The organism is Pseudoalteromonas galatheae (genome assembly GCF_005886105.2).
GTDB classification, from domain to species: domain Bacteria; phylum Pseudomonadota; class Gammaproteobacteria; order Enterobacterales; family Alteromonadaceae; genus Pseudoalteromonas; species Pseudoalteromonas galatheae.
In genome coordinates, this window is sequence record NZ_PNCO02000001.1 from 2,848,543 (window position 1) to 2,867,897 (window position 19,355).

General features: G+C 47.5%; 5 protein-coding genes. 2 read left to right on the forward strand and 3 right to left on the reverse strand.

Translation table 11 applies throughout. The features are described 5' to 3' along the window. Nucleotides 1–114 precede the first annotated feature (114 nt). Nucleotides 115–1,419: a lysine N(6)-hydroxylase/L-ornithine N(5)-oxygenase family protein gene (locus tag CWC29_RS12655; RefSeq protein ID WP_128726731.1), complete on the forward strand. Its 1,305-nt coding sequence runs from the start codon at nt 115–117 to the stop codon at nt 1,417–1,419. Between the two features lie 86 nt (nt 1,420–1,505). Continuing rightward, a complete protein-coding gene (locus CWC29_RS12660) occupies nt 1,506–3,704 on the forward strand; it encodes a TonB-dependent siderophore receptor (protein WP_138524975.1) in 2,199 nt (732 codons plus the stop codon). Nucleotides 3,705–3,997: 293 nt separating this feature from the next. Here the strand turns inward: CWC29_RS12660 and CWC29_RS12665 are convergent, their stop codons facing one another. The 3 genes from CWC29_RS12665 to CWC29_RS12675 are packed head-to-tail and all read right to left on the reverse strand — an operon-like array spanning nt 3,998 to nt 19,355. Continuing rightward, complete coding sequence (locus CWC29_RS12665) at nt 3,998–11,431, reverse strand: non-ribosomal peptide synthetase (RefSeq protein WP_138524565.1); 7,434 nt, start codon at nt 11,429–11,431, stop codon at nt 3,998–4,000. Beyond that, entirely contained in the window at nt 11,431–14,814 is a 3,384-nt protein-coding gene (locus CWC29_RS12670; RefSeq protein WP_138524567.1) for a non-ribosomal peptide synthetase, read from the reverse strand. The genes CWC29_RS12665 and CWC29_RS12670 overlap by 1 nt, the downstream gene beginning before the upstream one ends. A gap of 2 nt (nt 14,815–14,816) precedes the next feature. Beyond that, nucleotides 14,817–19,355, reverse strand: a complete 4,539-nt coding sequence (locus CWC29_RS12675; RefSeq protein WP_138524569.1) for a type I polyketide synthase — start codon at nt 19,353–19,355, stop codon at nt 14,817–14,819.

Here is a 19,355-nt window from a genome sequence, read left to right on the forward strand (position 1 = left end):
CTTCAAATTGAGCAAGTATTAAGACTAATTGGTATTAATAGCGCCCTGTCGGTCTTGACGCTCAGCAGGCCCTAGGACAATAGCAGTAGCTGACCGTAACTGTGAGGATTAAGTATGAACAACACATCTCGCTTTTCATTAGTAGGTATTGGCTTCGGACCTTCTAATATTGCACTAGCAATCGCACTTCGCGAGCAAGGTCTAACGGATTGGGCTAACCATGCCTTGTTTATGGAACGTCAGCCAGAGTTTTCATGGCATAAAAATATGATGCTCGAAAACACCCACATGCAAATTTCCTTTTTGAAAGATCTGGTCACTATTCGTAATCCTAAAAGTGAATTTACGTTTATTAACTATTTGCACCAAAAAAACCGCTTAGCAGACTTTATCAACCTGCAGACATTTTTCCCAAGCCGGCATGAATTTAACGACTACTTAGCCTGGGCGGCTTCACATTTTAAAGATCAAACCAGCTATGGCGAAACCGTATTTGATGTCCAACCGATTATAGAAAACGAGCAAGTTGTTGCACTACAAGTGCACTCTAGAGGTGTTGATGGCAGTGAAAAAGTCGTCGAAACAGATAACCTAGTCGTAAGCATTGGTGGCGGTGGATATATACCAAAACAATTTAGAAAGCTGGCAGGCGACACTCGCGTATTCCACAGTAATGATTACAAAGTCGCTATTGAAGCAAATAACACAGCTAAGAAAATTGCCGTAATTGGCGCAGGTCAAAGTGCCGCCGAAATATTTATGGATTTACACGGCCGCGCAGATGATAACCAAGTCGACTTTGTTATTCGTGCAAACTCTATTAAGCCATCGGACGACAGTCCATTTGTAAATGAAATTTTCAACGCAGAATATACTGATAAGGTTTTCTCTAAATCCGATATCGAGCGCGAAGCCTTCTTAAAAGAATACCGCCAGACCAACTACGCCTGTCCTGACTTACCACTTATCGAACAAATTTATGGTGTATTTTACGAACAAAAAGTACGCAGTCACTATCGTCATCGCTTCCTTTCAAGCACAGAGGTCGCGGCGGTTGATGCGGACGAAAACGGTATTCATTTAACTCTCACAAACCGCAAAACTGGCGACACTAAAGTATGTACCTACGATGCGGTAGTGCTAGCAACAGGCTATGTACGTGATCAGCACAAAACGCTATTGGCGCCTTTATCGAAATACTTAGGTGACTTTACCGTAGGACGCGACTACCGCATTCAAAGCACGGAAGACTTTAAACCGAATATTTTCTTGCAAGGCGCATGCGAAAGTTCCCATGGACTGAGCGATACCTTGTTATCAATTTTGGCAGTCCGTAGCCAAGAAATTGGTGAGGTACTTAAACAACTAAAACAAACATCAACGCCTCAAGTTACTGATAACACGGCGCTAGTGGACTAGCCTCGAACTAAAACGGGTGATTGAGAAAAGCTCTGCTCAATCACCTCATAAATAAATCTGCTTCTCAAAAATAATAAGGAGTCTTTGTGAAACAACAACGCTCAACCCCATTGTTAACCCTATCACCCATTGCTGCCGCCATTTTAGGTTTAACACTGGTATCAACTGCACATGCTGAAGGTAACTCGCCAAGCAAACTAAAAGCGGTTACCGTCAATGCTGATGCCGACCAAGAAACGGCAACAGGTCCGGTTGAAGGTTACAATGCACGCCGCAGTGCAACTGGCTCAAAAATCGATGTTGCAATAATTGAGGTGCCACAAACCATCAATGTTGTCACCGCAGACAAAATTGAAGCCATCGGCGCAACGCGTGTGACAGAAGCATTATCATATACCGCAGGTGTAAATACCGCACCTTGGGGTGACTTACCACAATACGATTGGTTATACATTCGTGGCTTTGATGCTTATGCACCTGGTTTCTACCAAGATGGTCTACAGATCCGTAACAGTGGTAACTGGGGTTTATGGCAGACCGAAAGCTACGGTATGGAGCGTATAGAAATTCTTAAAGGCCCCTCTTCAGTATTATATGGTCAAAATGGCCCAGGTGGCGTCGTTAACCTAGTTAGTAAAATGCCAACGCCATTTTCGCAAAATGAGCTGCAGATCAAGCTTGGCAATAACAGCCTCAAACAACTAGCCGTTGATATGTCAGGTCCAATTGACGACGATAGCGAGTATTTATATCGCGTGACAGGCTTAACCAAAAAGTCTGATTTGAGTACCGATCCACTAGAAAACGATCGCGACTACTTAGCCCTATCAATGACTTGGCAACCAAGTAGCCAAGGGAAAATCACCTTTTACTCACAGTATTACGACATTGAGTCTGGCGCTGCTTGGCACGCCTACCCAACAACAGGTACTATTTTACCGAACCCTAACGGCCAAATCCCGTTTTCAACATTGATTGGTGAGCCTGATTTCAACCGCTACAACCAAGAACAGTGGGTAGTAGGTTATAAAGGCGAGTATCATTTCAATGACAGCTGGCAAATCAAGCAACACGCACGCTATGCGGAATTTGACGTTGACTATGGCATCATTTGGGGTAAATGGGCGCAAAAAAATGCTGATAACCCAAATGACCCTGAAAACTTCCGTTACTTAGCCCGTACTCCACTATCAAGTAAAGAGGAAGTCAGCGGCACCACTATCGACACGCATTTGATCGGTCAATTTTCACACGGTAACGTAGAGCATACCTTACTCATTGGTGCCGATTATCAAGATACTGAGATTGAAGTGAGAGCGCGCTACGGCGGTGTGTTAGCTGATCTTGATATATTTAACCCGACTTACGGCTCAAGTGTGATCCAGCCTGAACCTAACATCAAGGGTATTTCCAAGCTAGAGCAGTTTGGTATTTATATCCAAGACCAAATCAAAATTAATGAGAAGATCATCGTTTCTTTGGCTGGTCGTTGGGATGAAGCAAAACTAAAAAATGAGACGCTAGAAGGCCAAGTAGACCCGACATCAGTGCGTACAGACAGAGAATTTAGTGCTCGCGCAGGTGTTGTTTATTTAGCTGATAACGGCTTAGCTCCTTATTTTAGCTACTCTGAATCTTTTGCACCGACGACCAATGTTGACCCTGCTACCGCTCGCCCTTTCTCACCTGAAACAGGTAAACAATACGAAACCGGTGTGCGCTATCAACCAAAGGACTCAACTTCAAGCTATAGTGCAGCGGTATTTGAGATTGAACGTAGTGACTTCACTCAGTGGGTATGGACAACCGAACCTGCTGGCTACAAACAAACCGGTGCCGTCGTTGTGCGCGGTTTAGAGTTTGATGCCTTTGTGCAACCAACTGAAAAAATGAACTTAACCGCTTCTTACGCTTATATTCCAAAAGCGGATGTCACTGAAAGTGGTCTAGATCCAAGACTTGCTGACGAAGTGGGCAAACAGGATAAAGCCGTTTCAAAGCATCAGTTTAATATCTGGAGTGACTACCAACTTACCGACAACTTCACTGTAGGTTTAGGTGCACGTTACACAGGAAGTAACAAAGGTACTGGTGAAAAAGCACCTAAAACCGTGGAGGGTTACACCCTGTTTGATGCCATGGCAAGTTACGATCTGGCACAATGGCGCTTTGCACTGAACGTACGTAACCTAACTGACAAAAAGGTTATCGCTTCATGTGGCGCGACATCATGCTCTTATGGCAGTCTCCGAAACATCGCATTAACTGCAACTTACCAATGGTAAGTGCTAGCAACTAGATAAATTAACTCTCGCAAAAACGGCGCTACTCAGCGCCGTTTTTATACCAATTGTATTAAGTAAATGAGCTATTTTGAAGCGGGGAAATAGCTTTAGTAGCAAGGCAAAAATTTTGCTATTTAGTTGTTCTAAATGAGAAATTTTTAACGAAGCTAATATGATATTTCACCCTTCAAATTGATTGAAGAATTAATTCAATTGGTATTATTTCCAAAGACAAACCTAAAGATAAAAATAAAGCGACTTATAGCCGCTTTATACTTTAACTTTAAACTTCGCTAGACACGTTCTAATACGGTGCGCTCTTTAACCACCGCGAAATGCCCAACATCCAAGTCGTGAGACGAAACACTTTGGCTATTCAACCATTCGTACCACCATGCTTTATGCGCTTGCTCTCGACCTTTCATCCAAAACAGTTCGGCCTTACCGGTGTAAACAGGTAGCGTCTCAATATTGACAGCAGCCAAGAATAACGGCTGGAAGGCCAGATATAAATGGTATAAGTCTTGAGCCGTTAACTGTCCGTAACCCGTCATAAACTCCGTCCTTGGGTGCTCAAACACTTGTTTCATCAACCTTTGAATGTCATCACTTGATATCAGCTGTTGAGCAGAGCATTCAGCCAGCGTACTTTGTATTTCAACGTCTTGCATCAAGGCAAACCCACTTTCTTCGCTCAGTAATAAGCTAAAGAAGGTTTGTAGCTGCATCAGTGGGCCTATTTGCTCTGCCAGTGTTGAGCGCTGTGCACTTGCATGAGGTGGCGAGTAAGGGTCAAGTAAAAGCAGCTGCTCTACTTGCTCACCTTGTTGTTCTAATTCAGCGGCAATAGCGTGCGCCAATACGCCACCTAAAGACCAACCACATAAACGGTAAGGTCCATGAGCTTGCACTTTACGAATTTCGCTCAGATGTGATGCCACCAGCGCAGATAAATCAGCAGCTTGCCCAGTTAAGGGATCAGGCTGATAGGTCAGCCCGTACACTGTGCGCTTGCCATCGAGATGCCTTGCCAAAGTGGTGTAGTCCAACACTTTACCAAAACCATCATGTAAGCAAAATAGCGCACTTGCAGCGGCTGATTTTTGATTCAGTGCGATAATAGGCTCGCTACAAAGTGTATTTCCGGAGCCTGTAGTGCCTTGCAACTCAGTTAACTGCAAGGCTAACTGGCTCAGATCCGCAGTTTCAAACATGTGTTTTACCGCCATTTCAAAACCACGTTGGCGCATCAATGACACCACTTTTAGACACGCGATAGAATCGCCGCCAAGCGTAAAGAAATTAGCAAAACGACTGATATTATTGATACCTAAAACCTCAGACCAGACTTGCGCCACACTTTGCTCCATATCGTTTATTGGCGCAACAAACTCTCCGCTATCTTGCCAAACCGGTTCCGGTAAAGCGTCGCGGTCAATTTTACCATTCGGGCTAAGTGGTAAGCGTTCAAGACTCATAATGCTGTTTGGCACCATATAGTCGGGTAAGACTTTGGCTAAGATGCTTTTTAGCTCATCACTTGACTGTACTTGTTGAGACTGCACATAGCCAACTAAACGGTCGCCTGACGGCGAAGGCTTTGCCAATACAACAGCTTTTTGAATACCGCTAATACTTGCAAGCTGAGCTTCAATTTCTTCAAGCTCAATACGCAGGCCTCGGATCTTAACTTGGTGGTCGAGTCGACCCATGTATTCAATCAGCCCTTCTTTATTCCAACGCACCAAATCACCGGTACGGTAAAGGCGACCACCTGATGCAGATATCGGATCGGCAATAAATCGCTCTGCGGTTAAGTCAGGACGGTTAAGATAACCTCGGCTCAACCCTACTCCGCCTAAATAGAGCTCACCTACTACCCCTTGAGGAACTGGCGTCAAGTATTCATCGAGTACATAACAGCTGGTGTTTGAGATAGCACGACCGATTGGAATTGTGGTTCGTGGCGCTTGCGTAAACTCCCAGTTGGTCACATGAATTGTGGTTTCTGTTGGTCCATATAAATTATGTACCTTGGCATCTGGCAACGCGGCGAACATGCGTTGACGAAGTTCCGGTGGCGCAGCCTCTCCTCCTACCATAATGTTACGTAAATAGTTCTCTTCACTGGGGTTTGTTTGCTCAATAAAGGCTTGTAGCATCGTAGGTACAAAGCTTGCGGTTGTAACTTGTTGCGCCTTGATAAGTGCAATTAGCTTGTCTGGATCTTTATGATCTCCGGGTTCAGATACCACAATGCGGCCGCCTTGACTCAGTGGGAAAAATAGCTCCCAACAAGAGACATCAAAGCCAAACGGCGCCTTATGTAACACCGCATCTTCCCGTGTAAGTTGATACTCGCGCTGCATCCACTGCATACAGCTAACCAGTGAGCGGTGACTAATAGCCACGCCTTTCGGTCGTCCCGTCGAGCCGGAGGTATAAATCACATAAGCTAGCTGCTCAGGGTGAGCATCGACAATGAGATTATCTTGGCTGTATGGCGCTAAGTCTATCTGTTGCCATACACACTGCATGATCTGCTCAGGGAATGGCGGCAGTGCATCTACCCCTTCAGCATGAGTCAATAGCCACTGTACGCCACTTGACGCCACAATATATTGCAGACGCTCTGCTGGATAATCTAAATCTAGTGGTACGTACGAGGCCCCCACTTTCATGATTGCCAACAGACTTATCACGGTTTCAACACTACGCCACATGCCCACAGCGACTCGGCTTTCTATACCCACACCTTGTGATTGTAGATAATGCGCCAGCTGGTTTGCTTGTTGGTTAAGCTCAGCGTAACTCACATGATTGTTTTTAAATGTCACGGCGATAGCGTCAGGCTGTTTTTTCACCTGTGCTTCAAATAAGCGGTAGACCGCTTGCTGGGTGTTCTCTTTGATGGGGTTTTCACTCCACAAGCGCTGAGTTTGCCACGCATTGTCAGTCAACGCTTGCCAATCACCTAGCGGCTTTAGTTCCGGCTCTGCGACAAGCTGAGTCAAAGCATTCAGTAAATAGCCACACAACTGCGCAGGTTCAACACTCGGTAGTGTTTGCGCTACGATGTTAAAGCCATCTCCAGCATCGTCAATAGAAACTCCAATAGGGTAATTGGTGCGTTCCTCACCGCCAAACACTTGCCAGCCATCATCGGTAACATAGAGCTTTTTCGAATCACCATGTTTGTGCGCATTTGGGCTATAACGATAATTCAACAGCGTCGAAAACAACGGCGTTCCTTTCGCTACGCTGCTGCAAGATTGTGCTTTGGATAAGCTCGCACTTTCATGGCTAATAAGCGCAGTTAACAGTTGCTGCGCTTGTTGCAATCCTGATTTAAGATCTGCTTGGCGCAATCGAAAACGGATCGGCAATGTATTGATAAACATGCCAACAGCCCTATCGGCGCCTTCTCCACCTTGTGAGCGGCCAAACATCACCGTGCCAAATACCGGATCATTTAGTCCGGTCAGCTTTTGTAGCACCATCGCCCAAGCTAGGTGGAATACCGCAGCAGCACTGGTGTTTTGCTTTATGGCAAGGTGGCGCACTTGGGCGGCCAGTGTCTCAGGTACGGCAGTTTCGTGGGTTAGAATGTCCTCACCTGTCCCCTTAATATCTAACAATCCAAATGGCGCAGTTGGCGTTTCTATGTCCCCTAATAATTCACTAAAGAAGGTATTTTGCTCCGCTTCGGCCTCTGGATTTTGCTGCGCTAGCGCCACAAAACGTCTAAATGGTACAGGCTCTGGCAGTAGCGCTGCATTACCCGCTAAAATCATCTGCACTTCTTCAACGAGTACTTCTAAGCTAGTGTGATCCATCACTAAATGATGACTCGGCAATTGCAACCAGCAGGTCTCGTCTTGCACTTCGGCAATAGCAATGGCGGCAATTAAAGGCGCACACTGTGTGTTTAGCCTAAAGTGAGTTGGATCTACGGCCTCATTTAAGCGTCTTGCTGCTGCCGTTAAGCCTGCCTCATCAACAGCTAGTGGCGCGTCACAGGCACAATCTAACCACTTGATTTCTACTTTGGCCTGACGCTGCACGACTTGCACAGGCTCTGGCAAACCCTGCCAAAAAATGGCTGTACGCAGAATATCATGGCGGGCAATAACAAGGTTAAGCGCATCAACAAATGCACTTAGCTGCGCGCGGCTTTCAAAACGTAATAGGTTAGGCGTAATGTAAGCGTCGCCTTTTTCTTGCAAAGTATGGTGGAATAAAATTCCCGACTGCAGCGGCGCCAGCGGATAAATATCTTGGACATTTTGTACGCCCCCATCTACTTGCTCGACGACTTTAGCTATCTGATCATTATCCAGCCTGACCAATGGCAGCATTTCACTGGTGATAACAGCGGTATCCGTCGCAATCCCTGACCATGCGGTTTCTGGTGCTGCATCTTGGCGGTATGGCGTAAGGGCAGCCGCGAAGTGTTTGAGCACTGGCTGACTAAATAAGGTTTTCACTTGTGCTTGCCAACCAGCTTGGCGTGCACGCTCCACCAGCTTAATCGCCAACAGTGAGTGGCCACCTAACGAAAAGAAGTTGTCATCCCTGCCCACTCGCTCAAGGCCGAGTAAATCTGCCCATAGGTGTGCAGTCATGGTTTCAGCCTCACCTATCGGTGCGCTGTATTCCTGCGCTTTGGCCCATTGTGGCTCAGGCAAAGCTTTGCTATCAACTTTACCATTGGCTGTCAGTGGCATTTTATCTAACACCACAAACGCATTGGGCACCATATAATCCGGTACATTTTCACCAAGTGCTTGAGCTAATTGCTGCTCATCTTGAATATTACCGGTAACATAAGCGACCAATTTATCGCCGGTCGCCAAGTGTTTCACTAATACTTTGGCTTCGCGCACTTGAGGTAAGCGTCTTAACTGCTCAGCAATTTCACCCAGCTCTATTCTAAACCCTCTGATCTGTACTTGATCATCGCTACGACCTAGGTATTCAATCTCACCGTTTTGATTCCAGCGCGCCAAATCACCAGTGCGGTACATCCTTTGGCCATTACCTAACACGCTGTCTGCAACAAAACGTTCGGCGGTTAAATCTGGTCGGGCAAAATACCCTCTGGCCAGCTGGATGCCTCCTATGTATAACTCTCCAGTAACGCCCTCTGGCACGGGGTTTAAACTGGCATCTAAAATATAGGTATGGGTTTGTGAAATACCTTGGCCAATAGGCGCTAAGCTTCTATTGTCGTTAATAAAAGGCCAGTGGGTTACATGAATTGTGGTTTCTGTTGGCCCATACAAGTTGTTCATCACAACATCAGGCAGTGCCTTGTATGTGTCACGGAATAATTCAGCAGGCACGGCTTCACCACCACACATGATATGCCGCAGCGAGGTGCATTCGGCCACATCAGGTAGCTCGATAAAGGCCTGTAATAAAGCAGGAGGAAATGAGGTTATTGCAACGCTTTGTTGTTGGATAAGTCGCTTCAGTTCGAGCGGATCGCGTTGGTCACCAGGTTTTGCAACCACCACCGACATCCCTTCACTCAGAGGGAAGAAAATCTCCCAGCAAGACACATCAAACCCAAAAGCGGCTTTGTGCAATACCGCTTCCTCAGGTTGTGGAGAATATTGTCTTGCCATCCATGCCATGCAGTTACTCAGTGCACGATGGCTGATCGCAGCCCCCTTCGGGCGACCCGTTGAGCCCGAAGTATAAATCATATAAGCCAATTGCTCGGGATGAATAGCCACGTCAAGCGGCTGGGCTGACAACGTTTGCCAAGGCAATTGTGCTAAGTTGACGACAGGCAAAGAAGCCAAATGGTGTGTGATCTGCGTATCTTTCAGCACCTCGGTTAATTTCGACTGTGCGTCAGGGTGAGTTATAATGGCTGTGAGTTGACTATTTTCTGCGATGTAAGCCAGTCGCTCTGGCGGATAATCTTGGTCCATAGGCACAAAGGCTGCGCCAGTTTTTAACACGCCTAATAACGTCACTACCGTATCCATACTGCGCTGTAGCGCCACACCGACTCTATCTTCGCGACCAATATTTAGGCTTTGAAGGTGCTGCGCAAGCTGATTTGAACGTTCATCCAGTTGTTTATAGCTCAAGGTTAAATCTGCAAATACCGCTGCCACTGCATCTGGCTGGGTGTCAGCCAAACGGCTAAACTTTTGCTGCACTGGGGTGGTGTCTTCTAGTTGTGGATTTAACCCCCAACGCTGCCATTGCTGCGTTTCACTATCGTCTAGCAAGTTAATGTCACCAAGGGCCATAGTCGGCTCAGTGAGCAAGGCAGCAAGCACCCGCTCAAAGTGCTGACTCATGCGAACAATGCGTTGCGTGGAGATGGCCTTTTGATCGTAAGTAAAAGTTAAAAAGCAAGCGCCCGCTCGGTTTTCATGAGCATCTAATACCAACTCAAACTGCACTTCTCCTGTGGTTGCAGGCAATTCACCCACTTTGAGCCCTGGCAACTGTTGTAACTGGCTTAAATCACCAAACTGATAGTTAAACAATATCTGAAATAACGGATGCACCTCACTACTTCGCTCAGGTTGCAAGGCTTCAACTAATTGCTCAAAAGGTAAATCTTGATATTCTTGTGCTCCAAGTGTGGAAGCCTTTACCTGTGCTAAAACCTGTTGCAATGAAGTGCGGCTGTCAAAGCGGTTATCCTGCACTTGGGTGTTGACGAATAAGCCGACCAAATTGGCGACTTCAGCCCGTTGTCGATTCGCGATTGGCGTACCGACACGGATCTGCTCCATCCCGGTATAGCGCTGTAGCAATACCTGAAATGCCGTCAGCAATACCATGTAATGAGAAACCTGATGGCTGGTGGCAAAAGTACCTAGCTGCTGCGTTAAGCTCTGTGGTAATTGCCAAGCGTGTGAGGCACCGCGAGCATTGCCGTGCTCTGAGTGTTGAGCTAAACCATTATCCACCTTTAGTTGTAACACAGGCTGTTCGTCACCGAGCTTTTGCTGCCAATACGCTAACTGGCGCTCAAGCTCACCGGCCGTCATCCAGTCTTTTTGCCATTTAGCATAATCACCATAAGCAATATTCAGTGCCGGTAACGCTGATTGGGCCAACTGACTCGATAAATCTCCCGGTGCAATTTCAGCGCTAAGCAATTGGCTATACAGCGCGGCAAATTCTCCCACTAAAATCTGTAATGAACCACCATCAGCAATAATATGATGTAGTACCACCACCAGTTGATATTGATTTGGCGCAAGCGTGAGTAATCCCACGCGGATTAAGTTGCCTTGGGTTAGATTAAACGGTGTGATTAACCATTGCTGACGCACCGCATCAATGTTATCACCCGCTCCTACCTCTACCTGAAAATCATTGGCAATCTCGATTGGTAGCACCTGCTGCTTTACCTCAGCATCAACTTGTACAAATTGCGTGCGAAGCGAACTGTGACGAGCAATTAATAGCTGAAAAGCACGTGTCAATGCACTCAGGTTTACCTCACCTTCAAGCTGTAATCCCCCAGTGATGTGATACGCTGCACTGTCTGGGTCTAAATGCCATAAAAACCATTGACGTTGCTGTGCATAAGACAGCTCAGCAGCCTCAGCTGAGTGATGAAAAGGTAAAACGGGAAACTGACGCATGTTCAGCCCATCGGCTTGCACCTTTTGATAGACCAGCTGACGTTTTTCTTGAGGTAACTGATGAAAGCGCTCAGCAATGCGTTGGATGACCTCACTGCTCATTATAGGTTCTCCATAAATGCTTCTAAGTCGAGCAAGGCATCTTCTTGCTCTGGATTTGTTTGTGCTGAAATAATTGCAGCTAAGTCTTTTAGTATTGGATTAGCAAAAGCATCGCGCACCGCAATGTCTACACCAAATTGTGCTTGGATTTGGCTCAGGGTTTCCACCGCAAGTAAAGAATGTCCGCCAAGTGCAAAAAAGTTGTCGTCACGTCCGACTTTTTCAAGTTGCAGCACCTGCTGCCATATCTTGGCCAGCCCACTTTCGATTTCACCTTGTGGTGCCGCAAACGTTGAAAATTGTTGTAACGATGGCTCAGGTAAAGCTTTACGATCTAGCTTGCCATTCACGGTGAGCGGCAATTTTTCAAGCTGCACAAACACACTAGGGATCATATATTGCGGCAACTGAGTAGTAAGTTGCGAGTTAAGCGTATCAGGCTCAAGCTCAGCGCCATTTGCTAGCACCAGGTATGCCACTAATTGCTCGCCACCAACGCTACTTTTCACTAACACCGCAGCATCAACTACATTGGCTAATTGCCTTAGTTGGCTCTCTATTTCGCCCAATTCAATCCGCAAACCACGGATCTTCACTTGCTGATCTAAGCGGCCTAAAAACTCAAGTTGACCTTCATCATTCCAAACTACCTTGTCGCCAGTGCGATACATTCTAGCGCCTTGGCTGTTACTATCGGCAAATGGATTCGCGACAAAACGATCAGCACTGAGATCCGGTCTAGATAAGTAACCGCGCGCCAAGCACTCACCGGCGAGATATAACTCTCCTGCCACCCCTATCGGCACTTGATTGAGCGCACCATCCAATACATAAGCTTGTACGCCAGAGATAGGTTTACCAATTGGAATAACGTCATCTTGCTGGTGACACTGCCAGCTTGTCACCTCTATCGCCGTTTCTGTCGGTCCATAAAGATTGTGCAGTGCCGTTTGTTCAAAGTAGCTAAAAAATTGCTGTTGGGTTTGCAAGGTAAGCATTTCACCGCTCGTAAATACTTGGCGTAAACTTGGACATAAGGTTTTTCCGCCCAGCGCTTCGCGTGAGCTGCTTATCCCCGTCATAAATGCTTGCAACATGGAGGGAACAAAGTGACAAACCGTCACCGCTTCTGTTTCAATAAGTTGCCGAATTTGTGTCGGTTCTTTGTGTTGTTCTGGCGCTGCTAATACTAGGCTTGCACCTTGCGTTAATGGCCAGAAAAACTCCCAAATAGAAACATCAAAACCAAATGGCGTTTTTTGCAACACCCTATCACTGCCTTGAAGCTGATAGCGAGCTTGCCCCCAAGCCAAACGATTTGCGACGCCGCGATGTACACATGCAACCCCTTTGGGCTTGCCCGTCGAGCCTGAGGTATAAATCACATAGGCTAAGTTATCTAAATGGATTGTCACATTGGGTGCTGTGGTTGGATAAGCGCTTAACTCTAAGTGCTCAAGCCATGTTACTTGAGCGCAGATATTCTCTGCCAGCTGCGCTTTTACTGGAGCATGACTCAAGATACATGCACAGGCGCTTTGCTCAATAATATAGTGTAAGCGAGCCTCGGGCAGTTGAGGCTCGATTGGTACGTAAGCCGCGCCAGCTTGAAGCGTAGCCAGCATCGCCACCACCATCTCAATGCTGCGCTCAAATAGCAATGCCACTTTCGACTCACGGCTGATATTTTGCGCCACCAAATACTGTGCTAATTGATTTACCCGTTGCTGTAATTCAGCATAGGTGACAGACTCGCCCGCAAACCTTAACGCAATCGCGTCTGGGGTTTTCTGTGCCTGAAGCGCAAATGCTTGAGGTACGCTAAGCAAGCTTGCTGAAGTTTTACCGCCGGATTCAAGCGCCGCTAAAGCCGCTTTCCGTTCGGCACTGTTCAGTGAAAGATCGCGAATTTGAGTCTCTGGAGCTTGGCAAAAGGTGCGCAGGAGCGACTGATATTGCTCATCAAATGTGGAGATCCAAGCCGCTGAAAGTTTACTACTATCAACACGCCATTGTAATTGCACGCCACCATCACTTAGCTCGGTTGTATCTAACGCAAGGTCGCACATTACGCCCTGAGTCAAGCTAAAGTAATTGGTCAACGAGACACCGTGCAATTGTGCTAAACCACTGCTGCTATCTTTGAGATGATTGAACATCACTTGATAAGGCGTTGCGCCCTGCAAGTTAGGTTGAAAGCGCTTCATCAGTGAGTCTATGGGGATGTCTTGTTGCGCTTGGATTGCTAATGACTGTTTGGCACAGTTGCGCAATAGCTGCTGCAGCGTTAATTCACCAGCAACAGGCAAGCGCATCAGCTGTATATTAACAAAAAAGCCAACCACACTATGGGTAGCAAACTGGTTCCGATTTGCCACCGGAACCGCCGTCAGCAGCTCATCTTCGTTTGTGTATCTATGCAGCAAAGCTTGATACGCAGTCAATAACACGACGAATAGCGAGACCCCTTGTTCACGCGCAAATTGTGTGACTTGTGCTGCCAATTGCGCGGGTAACTGAGTAACGAGTTGCTCTGCCTTAGGTACGTTATTCGCTGAGTTTGTCACACCGAGTTCAACCACAGGCAAGGAACCTGTGAGTTGTTGCTGCCAAAATTGCCACTGCTGCTGCACTTGCTCAGCATCACTGTTAAGCCAATCATTTTGCCACTGAGCAAAGTCAGTATAATCTAACCGGTTCACGTCATGGGTGATGGGTTGAGCGAGACTCGCTTTTTGATAAATTTCAACGAAGTCTTTAATAATCAAACTCTTCGACCACGCATCACTAATTATGTGGTGCATCACGACTAAGAGTACATGCTGCTCTGGAGCAAACTGCAACCACTGCATTCGCATCAAAGGACCTGTCCGTAAATCAAAGGGCGTTGCAGCGAAGCGCGCTAACCTTGCTTTATAAACCTGTTCCTGCGCTTGTTCGCGACTCAGCTCTGTATCATGTGCTTGCAGTGCTGCAACTTCAGCGACTAATTCATGTTGCTCTACCGATTCCAGCGGTAAGCTCAGTGTCGGCAAAACCACTTGCGCAGGTTTGGCGCCTTCCCCTTCAACAAACTGAGTACGCAACCCAGCATGGCGCTCGGCTAAGTGTTCTAAGCTTGCACGCAGCGCGCCTTTGTCTAGATGGCCACTTAAACACATCCCCCCACCAAGGTGGTATGCGGTATTTTCAGGGTTGATCAACCACTCAAACCACAGCCTTTGCTGTGCCGCCGATAACGGCGCTTGAAGTTTGCCAAGTTTTTTAATTACTGGCGCACTCGACTGAACTGGCTGTTTATCCTCGAGCTGTTTAAGCATGGCTTTTTTCTGCGCCAGTGTCATATTGCCTTTGCGCGCTGCCAATAGTGCATTGATCGACATACTTATTTCGCTCCCTCAGCCAGCTCTTCAGCCAGCTCTTGCTGTAGCTCTTGTATTAGAATGGCTTCTATTACTCGAGCAAGCCCCAAAATGGTTGGATCTTTAAAAAAGGACGCTGGTGACAAGGTCACTTCAAATTTATTGCTTAGTTGCGACATGATTTGTACCCCCATTAAGGAGTCACCGCCCAGCTCAAACAAATTATCGTGAATGCCTATTTGCTCTATCCCCAACATGGCGCTCCAGACTTGCGCAATACCAACTTGTAAATCATCTTCTGGCGCAACATATGGCGTTGATAACTCAGGACGCTCATAGCCACCACTGCGAGGTGCCGCATCTGCCATAGTCAATTCTGCATCTAACAGGTTACCTTTGGTGGCTTCTAATCGTGCAGGAAGGTCGAGCGTTGAAACCGCAACTTGCGGCAATATTGGTGCGCTGAGTATGCGCTCCATAACTTCAATCCCTTGCTGAGGCGCGATGCCAACTCCGTCAGGCATATCCATATCACCAGCCATGCCGACCTCTCGCCAACTGTCCCAGTTAACAGCCAGTATTGGATAACCGCCCGTTTGCACCAATCGCTGTGCGTATTGTTGTGCGATGCCATCTAGATAGGCATTAGCTGAAGCGTAGGCGGCCTTAGATAAACCACCTGCAATGCTAGCAAGCGATGAGCACAACACCATAAAGTCCAGTGACTGCTCGTTAAATAAAGCCAACAAATGTTGCGTACCCACAACTTTGGCAGCAAACATCTGCTCGACAAACGCTGCATCCGTCGAACTAATTAAGGACGTTGCACCACTCCCAGCGGCGTGGATCACCCCATTGATCTGCCCAAACTGCTGATGTGCTTGTGCGACAACCTCTGCCATTTGTTCAAAGTCCGCCACATCCGCTTGTTTAACCAGTACCTGCGCACCAAAAGATTGCAATTGTGCTAATTTTTGCTGTTGTGCCTCTGAAGGCGTGCTGCGACCAAGCAACACTAATTTAGCCTGGTAGTGCTCCGCCAAATGCTCAGCCATTACCAAACCAACGCCACCTAAACCGCCGGTAATTAAGTACACCCCACCTTGGCGATAAATCGCTTCATTTTGCTTAGGTTTGGCCGTTGCTTCAAAGCCCATCAGCCAACGATGATAAGACCGATAAGCAACCACCTCGCCCGCTTCGCCATGCTGCTCTGACAACAACCAATCTACCCAGTCACCGTAAAGTTGTGCACCAAAATCAACCAATTGACATTGAATGTGTGGGAACTCCTGCGGGATGACTTTACATGGGCCAAGTAACATCGACTGAGCGGGTGAAATCTCATCATTACCCGACACATCGGCCAACCCTTGGCTCACTACGCTCAAATTAACCGGCTGACCTAACTGTTGCGATTCAAGTGCTTGAGCAAGTGCGATTAAACTCATCATGCCCTGTTGTTGAGTTTGGTTTAAATCAGCAGGCTCGCTGGTCGGCAAGCTCCACAAATGGAATATATGCGATACAGGACCGTGAATTTGATTCACGCTTGCAATAAGTTGCTGATAGTCGCTCAACTGAGCCGCGCGGATCACAAACTCATTATCCGATTCTTGCTGAAATGCTTGCCCTAATTTGACCCGAATTAGCTTATCGCTCTGCGTGTGCAGCTTATCAAGGAGCAGATCGCAGGCCTTATGCTGTGTTTCAAATAGCAAAGTACAACCCAGTTCAACGGGCTGAGTTAAATCAGGAACCGAGCGCTTATACGAAGGGATGTAACACCACTGTTCAATCGGCTTTGGTGCTAAGGCGTTATGGTTGTTTTGCGCCACAATATTTGCATCGGCTTCAATCCAAAAACGTTTTCGCTCAAACGGGTAAACAGGTAAGGCGACGCGATGAGGCGTCTGCTCATACAAGGCATCCCAATCAATCTCTACGCCCTCAATCCATAAACGACCCAAGGCTAAGGCAAAGTGTTGCTCTGTCTCTTGCGCTTTTCTTGGGTGTGGTAGCGAAGTGACAATGCTCGTTTGCGCTTTTACTTCTGCATCCCGTCCGGCAAGTTGACTTAGCGTATTACTTGGTCCCACTTCGAGTAGCACAGTTTGCTCTAAGCCATTTTCTGACGCTGGATTGTCAAGATTGACGATAGTGCGCAGACCTTGGTTAAAGCGCACCGCTTGTGCTAAATGCTGCGCCCAATATTGAGGGTCGGTCGCTTGTTGATCGGTTATCCAAGTGCCTGTTACATTCGATACAAATGGAATGCTTGGGGCATTGCGCTGAACCTGGGCAATCAACTTAGCCAGTTGCTCACCTGCATCACTCACCAAGGACGAATGGAATGCATGGGAAACATGTAAAGGCTGTACTACGACTCCTTGCTCTGTGAGCCTATTTGATAGTGCCGCTATCGCTTGCTCTGAGCCCGATACAACACAGTTTTCAGGGCTATTCACCGCTGCCAGCTCAACTTTATGCTCAAGATTGTCGGTATCAAGATAAGGAGCTAAAGCGGCTTCTGAGAGCGCCACCGATAACATACAGCCCGGTGCTTGCGCCTGAATAAATTCGCCCCGCTTGGCGACTAGATATAATGCATCCTCTAAACTAAACACCCCCGCAATACACGCGGCGACGTATTCGCCGATACTGTGGCCAATCATAGCGCTGGGCTTCACTCCCCACGCCAACCATTGCTGCGCCAATGCATATTCCACAGCAAATAATACCGGCTGAGTGACTGAGGTTTGTTTTAGTTGTGCCGCACCGTGCTCAACGTCCGCTTCATCAACAAAAATAAGGTCTTTAATATCTTGCCCAACGTGCGCTATCAGACCCTCTCGGCAGCGGTCAAATGCATCTCTAAACACACTTTCTGACTCATACAGTGCGCGGGCCATATTGATATGCTGCGAACCTTGCCCTGGGAACATAAAGGTAACGGGTCTGTCACCCGAAACTGTTAACTGCCCTTGCGCTCTTAATGTGCTGGTGTCGTCAGCCAGTGCTGCAATCGCTTGCTCATTATTTTGCGCCACCACGACGGCACGATGGGTTAGGCCTTTCCTACCGACTTGCAAAGTGTAAGCACTGTCTTGCCACAAAGGCTGAGTGCTTGCTTGCTTAAACCAAGTTGCTAACTGCTCGCGGCGACTGGCCAGTGCAGTTTTGGTATGGCCTGACAGCGGTAAGATTTGCCAGTTGCGCTGCGACTGCGTCGCACGTTGAACAGGTGGCTCCTCAAGGACCACATGCACATTGGTGCCACCAATACCGAATGAACTCACCCCAGCACGGCGTGGGCCTGTTTCATTTGACCAAGGCGTCAGCTTATCCGCGACATAAAACGGGCTATTGGCAAAGTCAATTTCTGGGTTAGCTTGCTTGTAGTGCAAACTCGGCGGGATTTTTCCGTGCTTCACTGTCAGCGCGGCCTTAATTAGCCCGGTAACCCCTGCGGCTGCATCTAGGTGACCAACATTCGATTTTACCGAGCCTACAGCACAATATTGCGTTTGCTCAGTATCCATTCGGTAGGCGCGGGTGAGCGCAGCAATTTCAATGGGGTCCCCAATCACCGTGCCGGTACCATGCGCTTCAACGTAACCAATGCTCTCTGCTGGGGTGTCAGCCATTTCCAGTGCCGCGGCGATAACTTCAGCCTGCCCATCCACACTAGGTGCGGTGTAACCTGCTTTAGTATTACCGTCATTATTCATTGCAGAGCCTTTGATCACGGCATAAATGGTATCGCCATCAGCCATCGCATCTTCAAGGCGTTTGAGCACCACGACACCAGAGCCAGAACCAATTACCGTCCCTTGAGAATCTGCGTCAAACGGACGACAGTGACCATCTGGAGACAAAATTGCGCCAGGTTGATATACATAACCGCCCTGATGCAAAAAGTTCAACCACGAGCCGCCAGCCAAGGTCATATCTGACTCATAATTCAATAATGAACGTATCGCCATGTGGACTGCAGCCAAAGAGGTTGAGCACGCTGTTTGTACCGTTACTGCCGGACCCTTTAGGTTTAGTTTGTAGGCCAACGTCATGGTCATGGCATCTTTGTTATTGCCGTTCATCAGCGCTTGTAGCTGCGAGATATTACCAAGATCGCTAAAACGGCCACTTTGCATCAAATTAGAGATTAGATAAGTGTTTACGCCACAGCCGCCATAGACACCTATTGGAAAGTCACACTTGTCACCATCGTAGCCAGCATTTTCCAGCGCCTGCCAAGCAGTTTCTAAAAAGAGACGTTGCTGTGGGTCAAGCTCTTCGGCTTCACGCGGTGAATAGCCAAAAAATGACGCGTCAAACTTGTCTTGATCAGGCAACAATGCACACCGAGGGACAAAGTTGGGGTCAGCAATAGTCGCTTCCGGCACCCCAAGTTCACGTAATTCTGCCTCTGTGAAGGTTTTGATTGATTCCACCCCGTTTTTTAGGTTTTCCCACAGGGCATCTACGTTCTCAGCTCCTGGGAAACGACCTGCTAGGCCGACAATGGCAATATCTGTGCTTGAATAAGTTTCTGTAGTCAT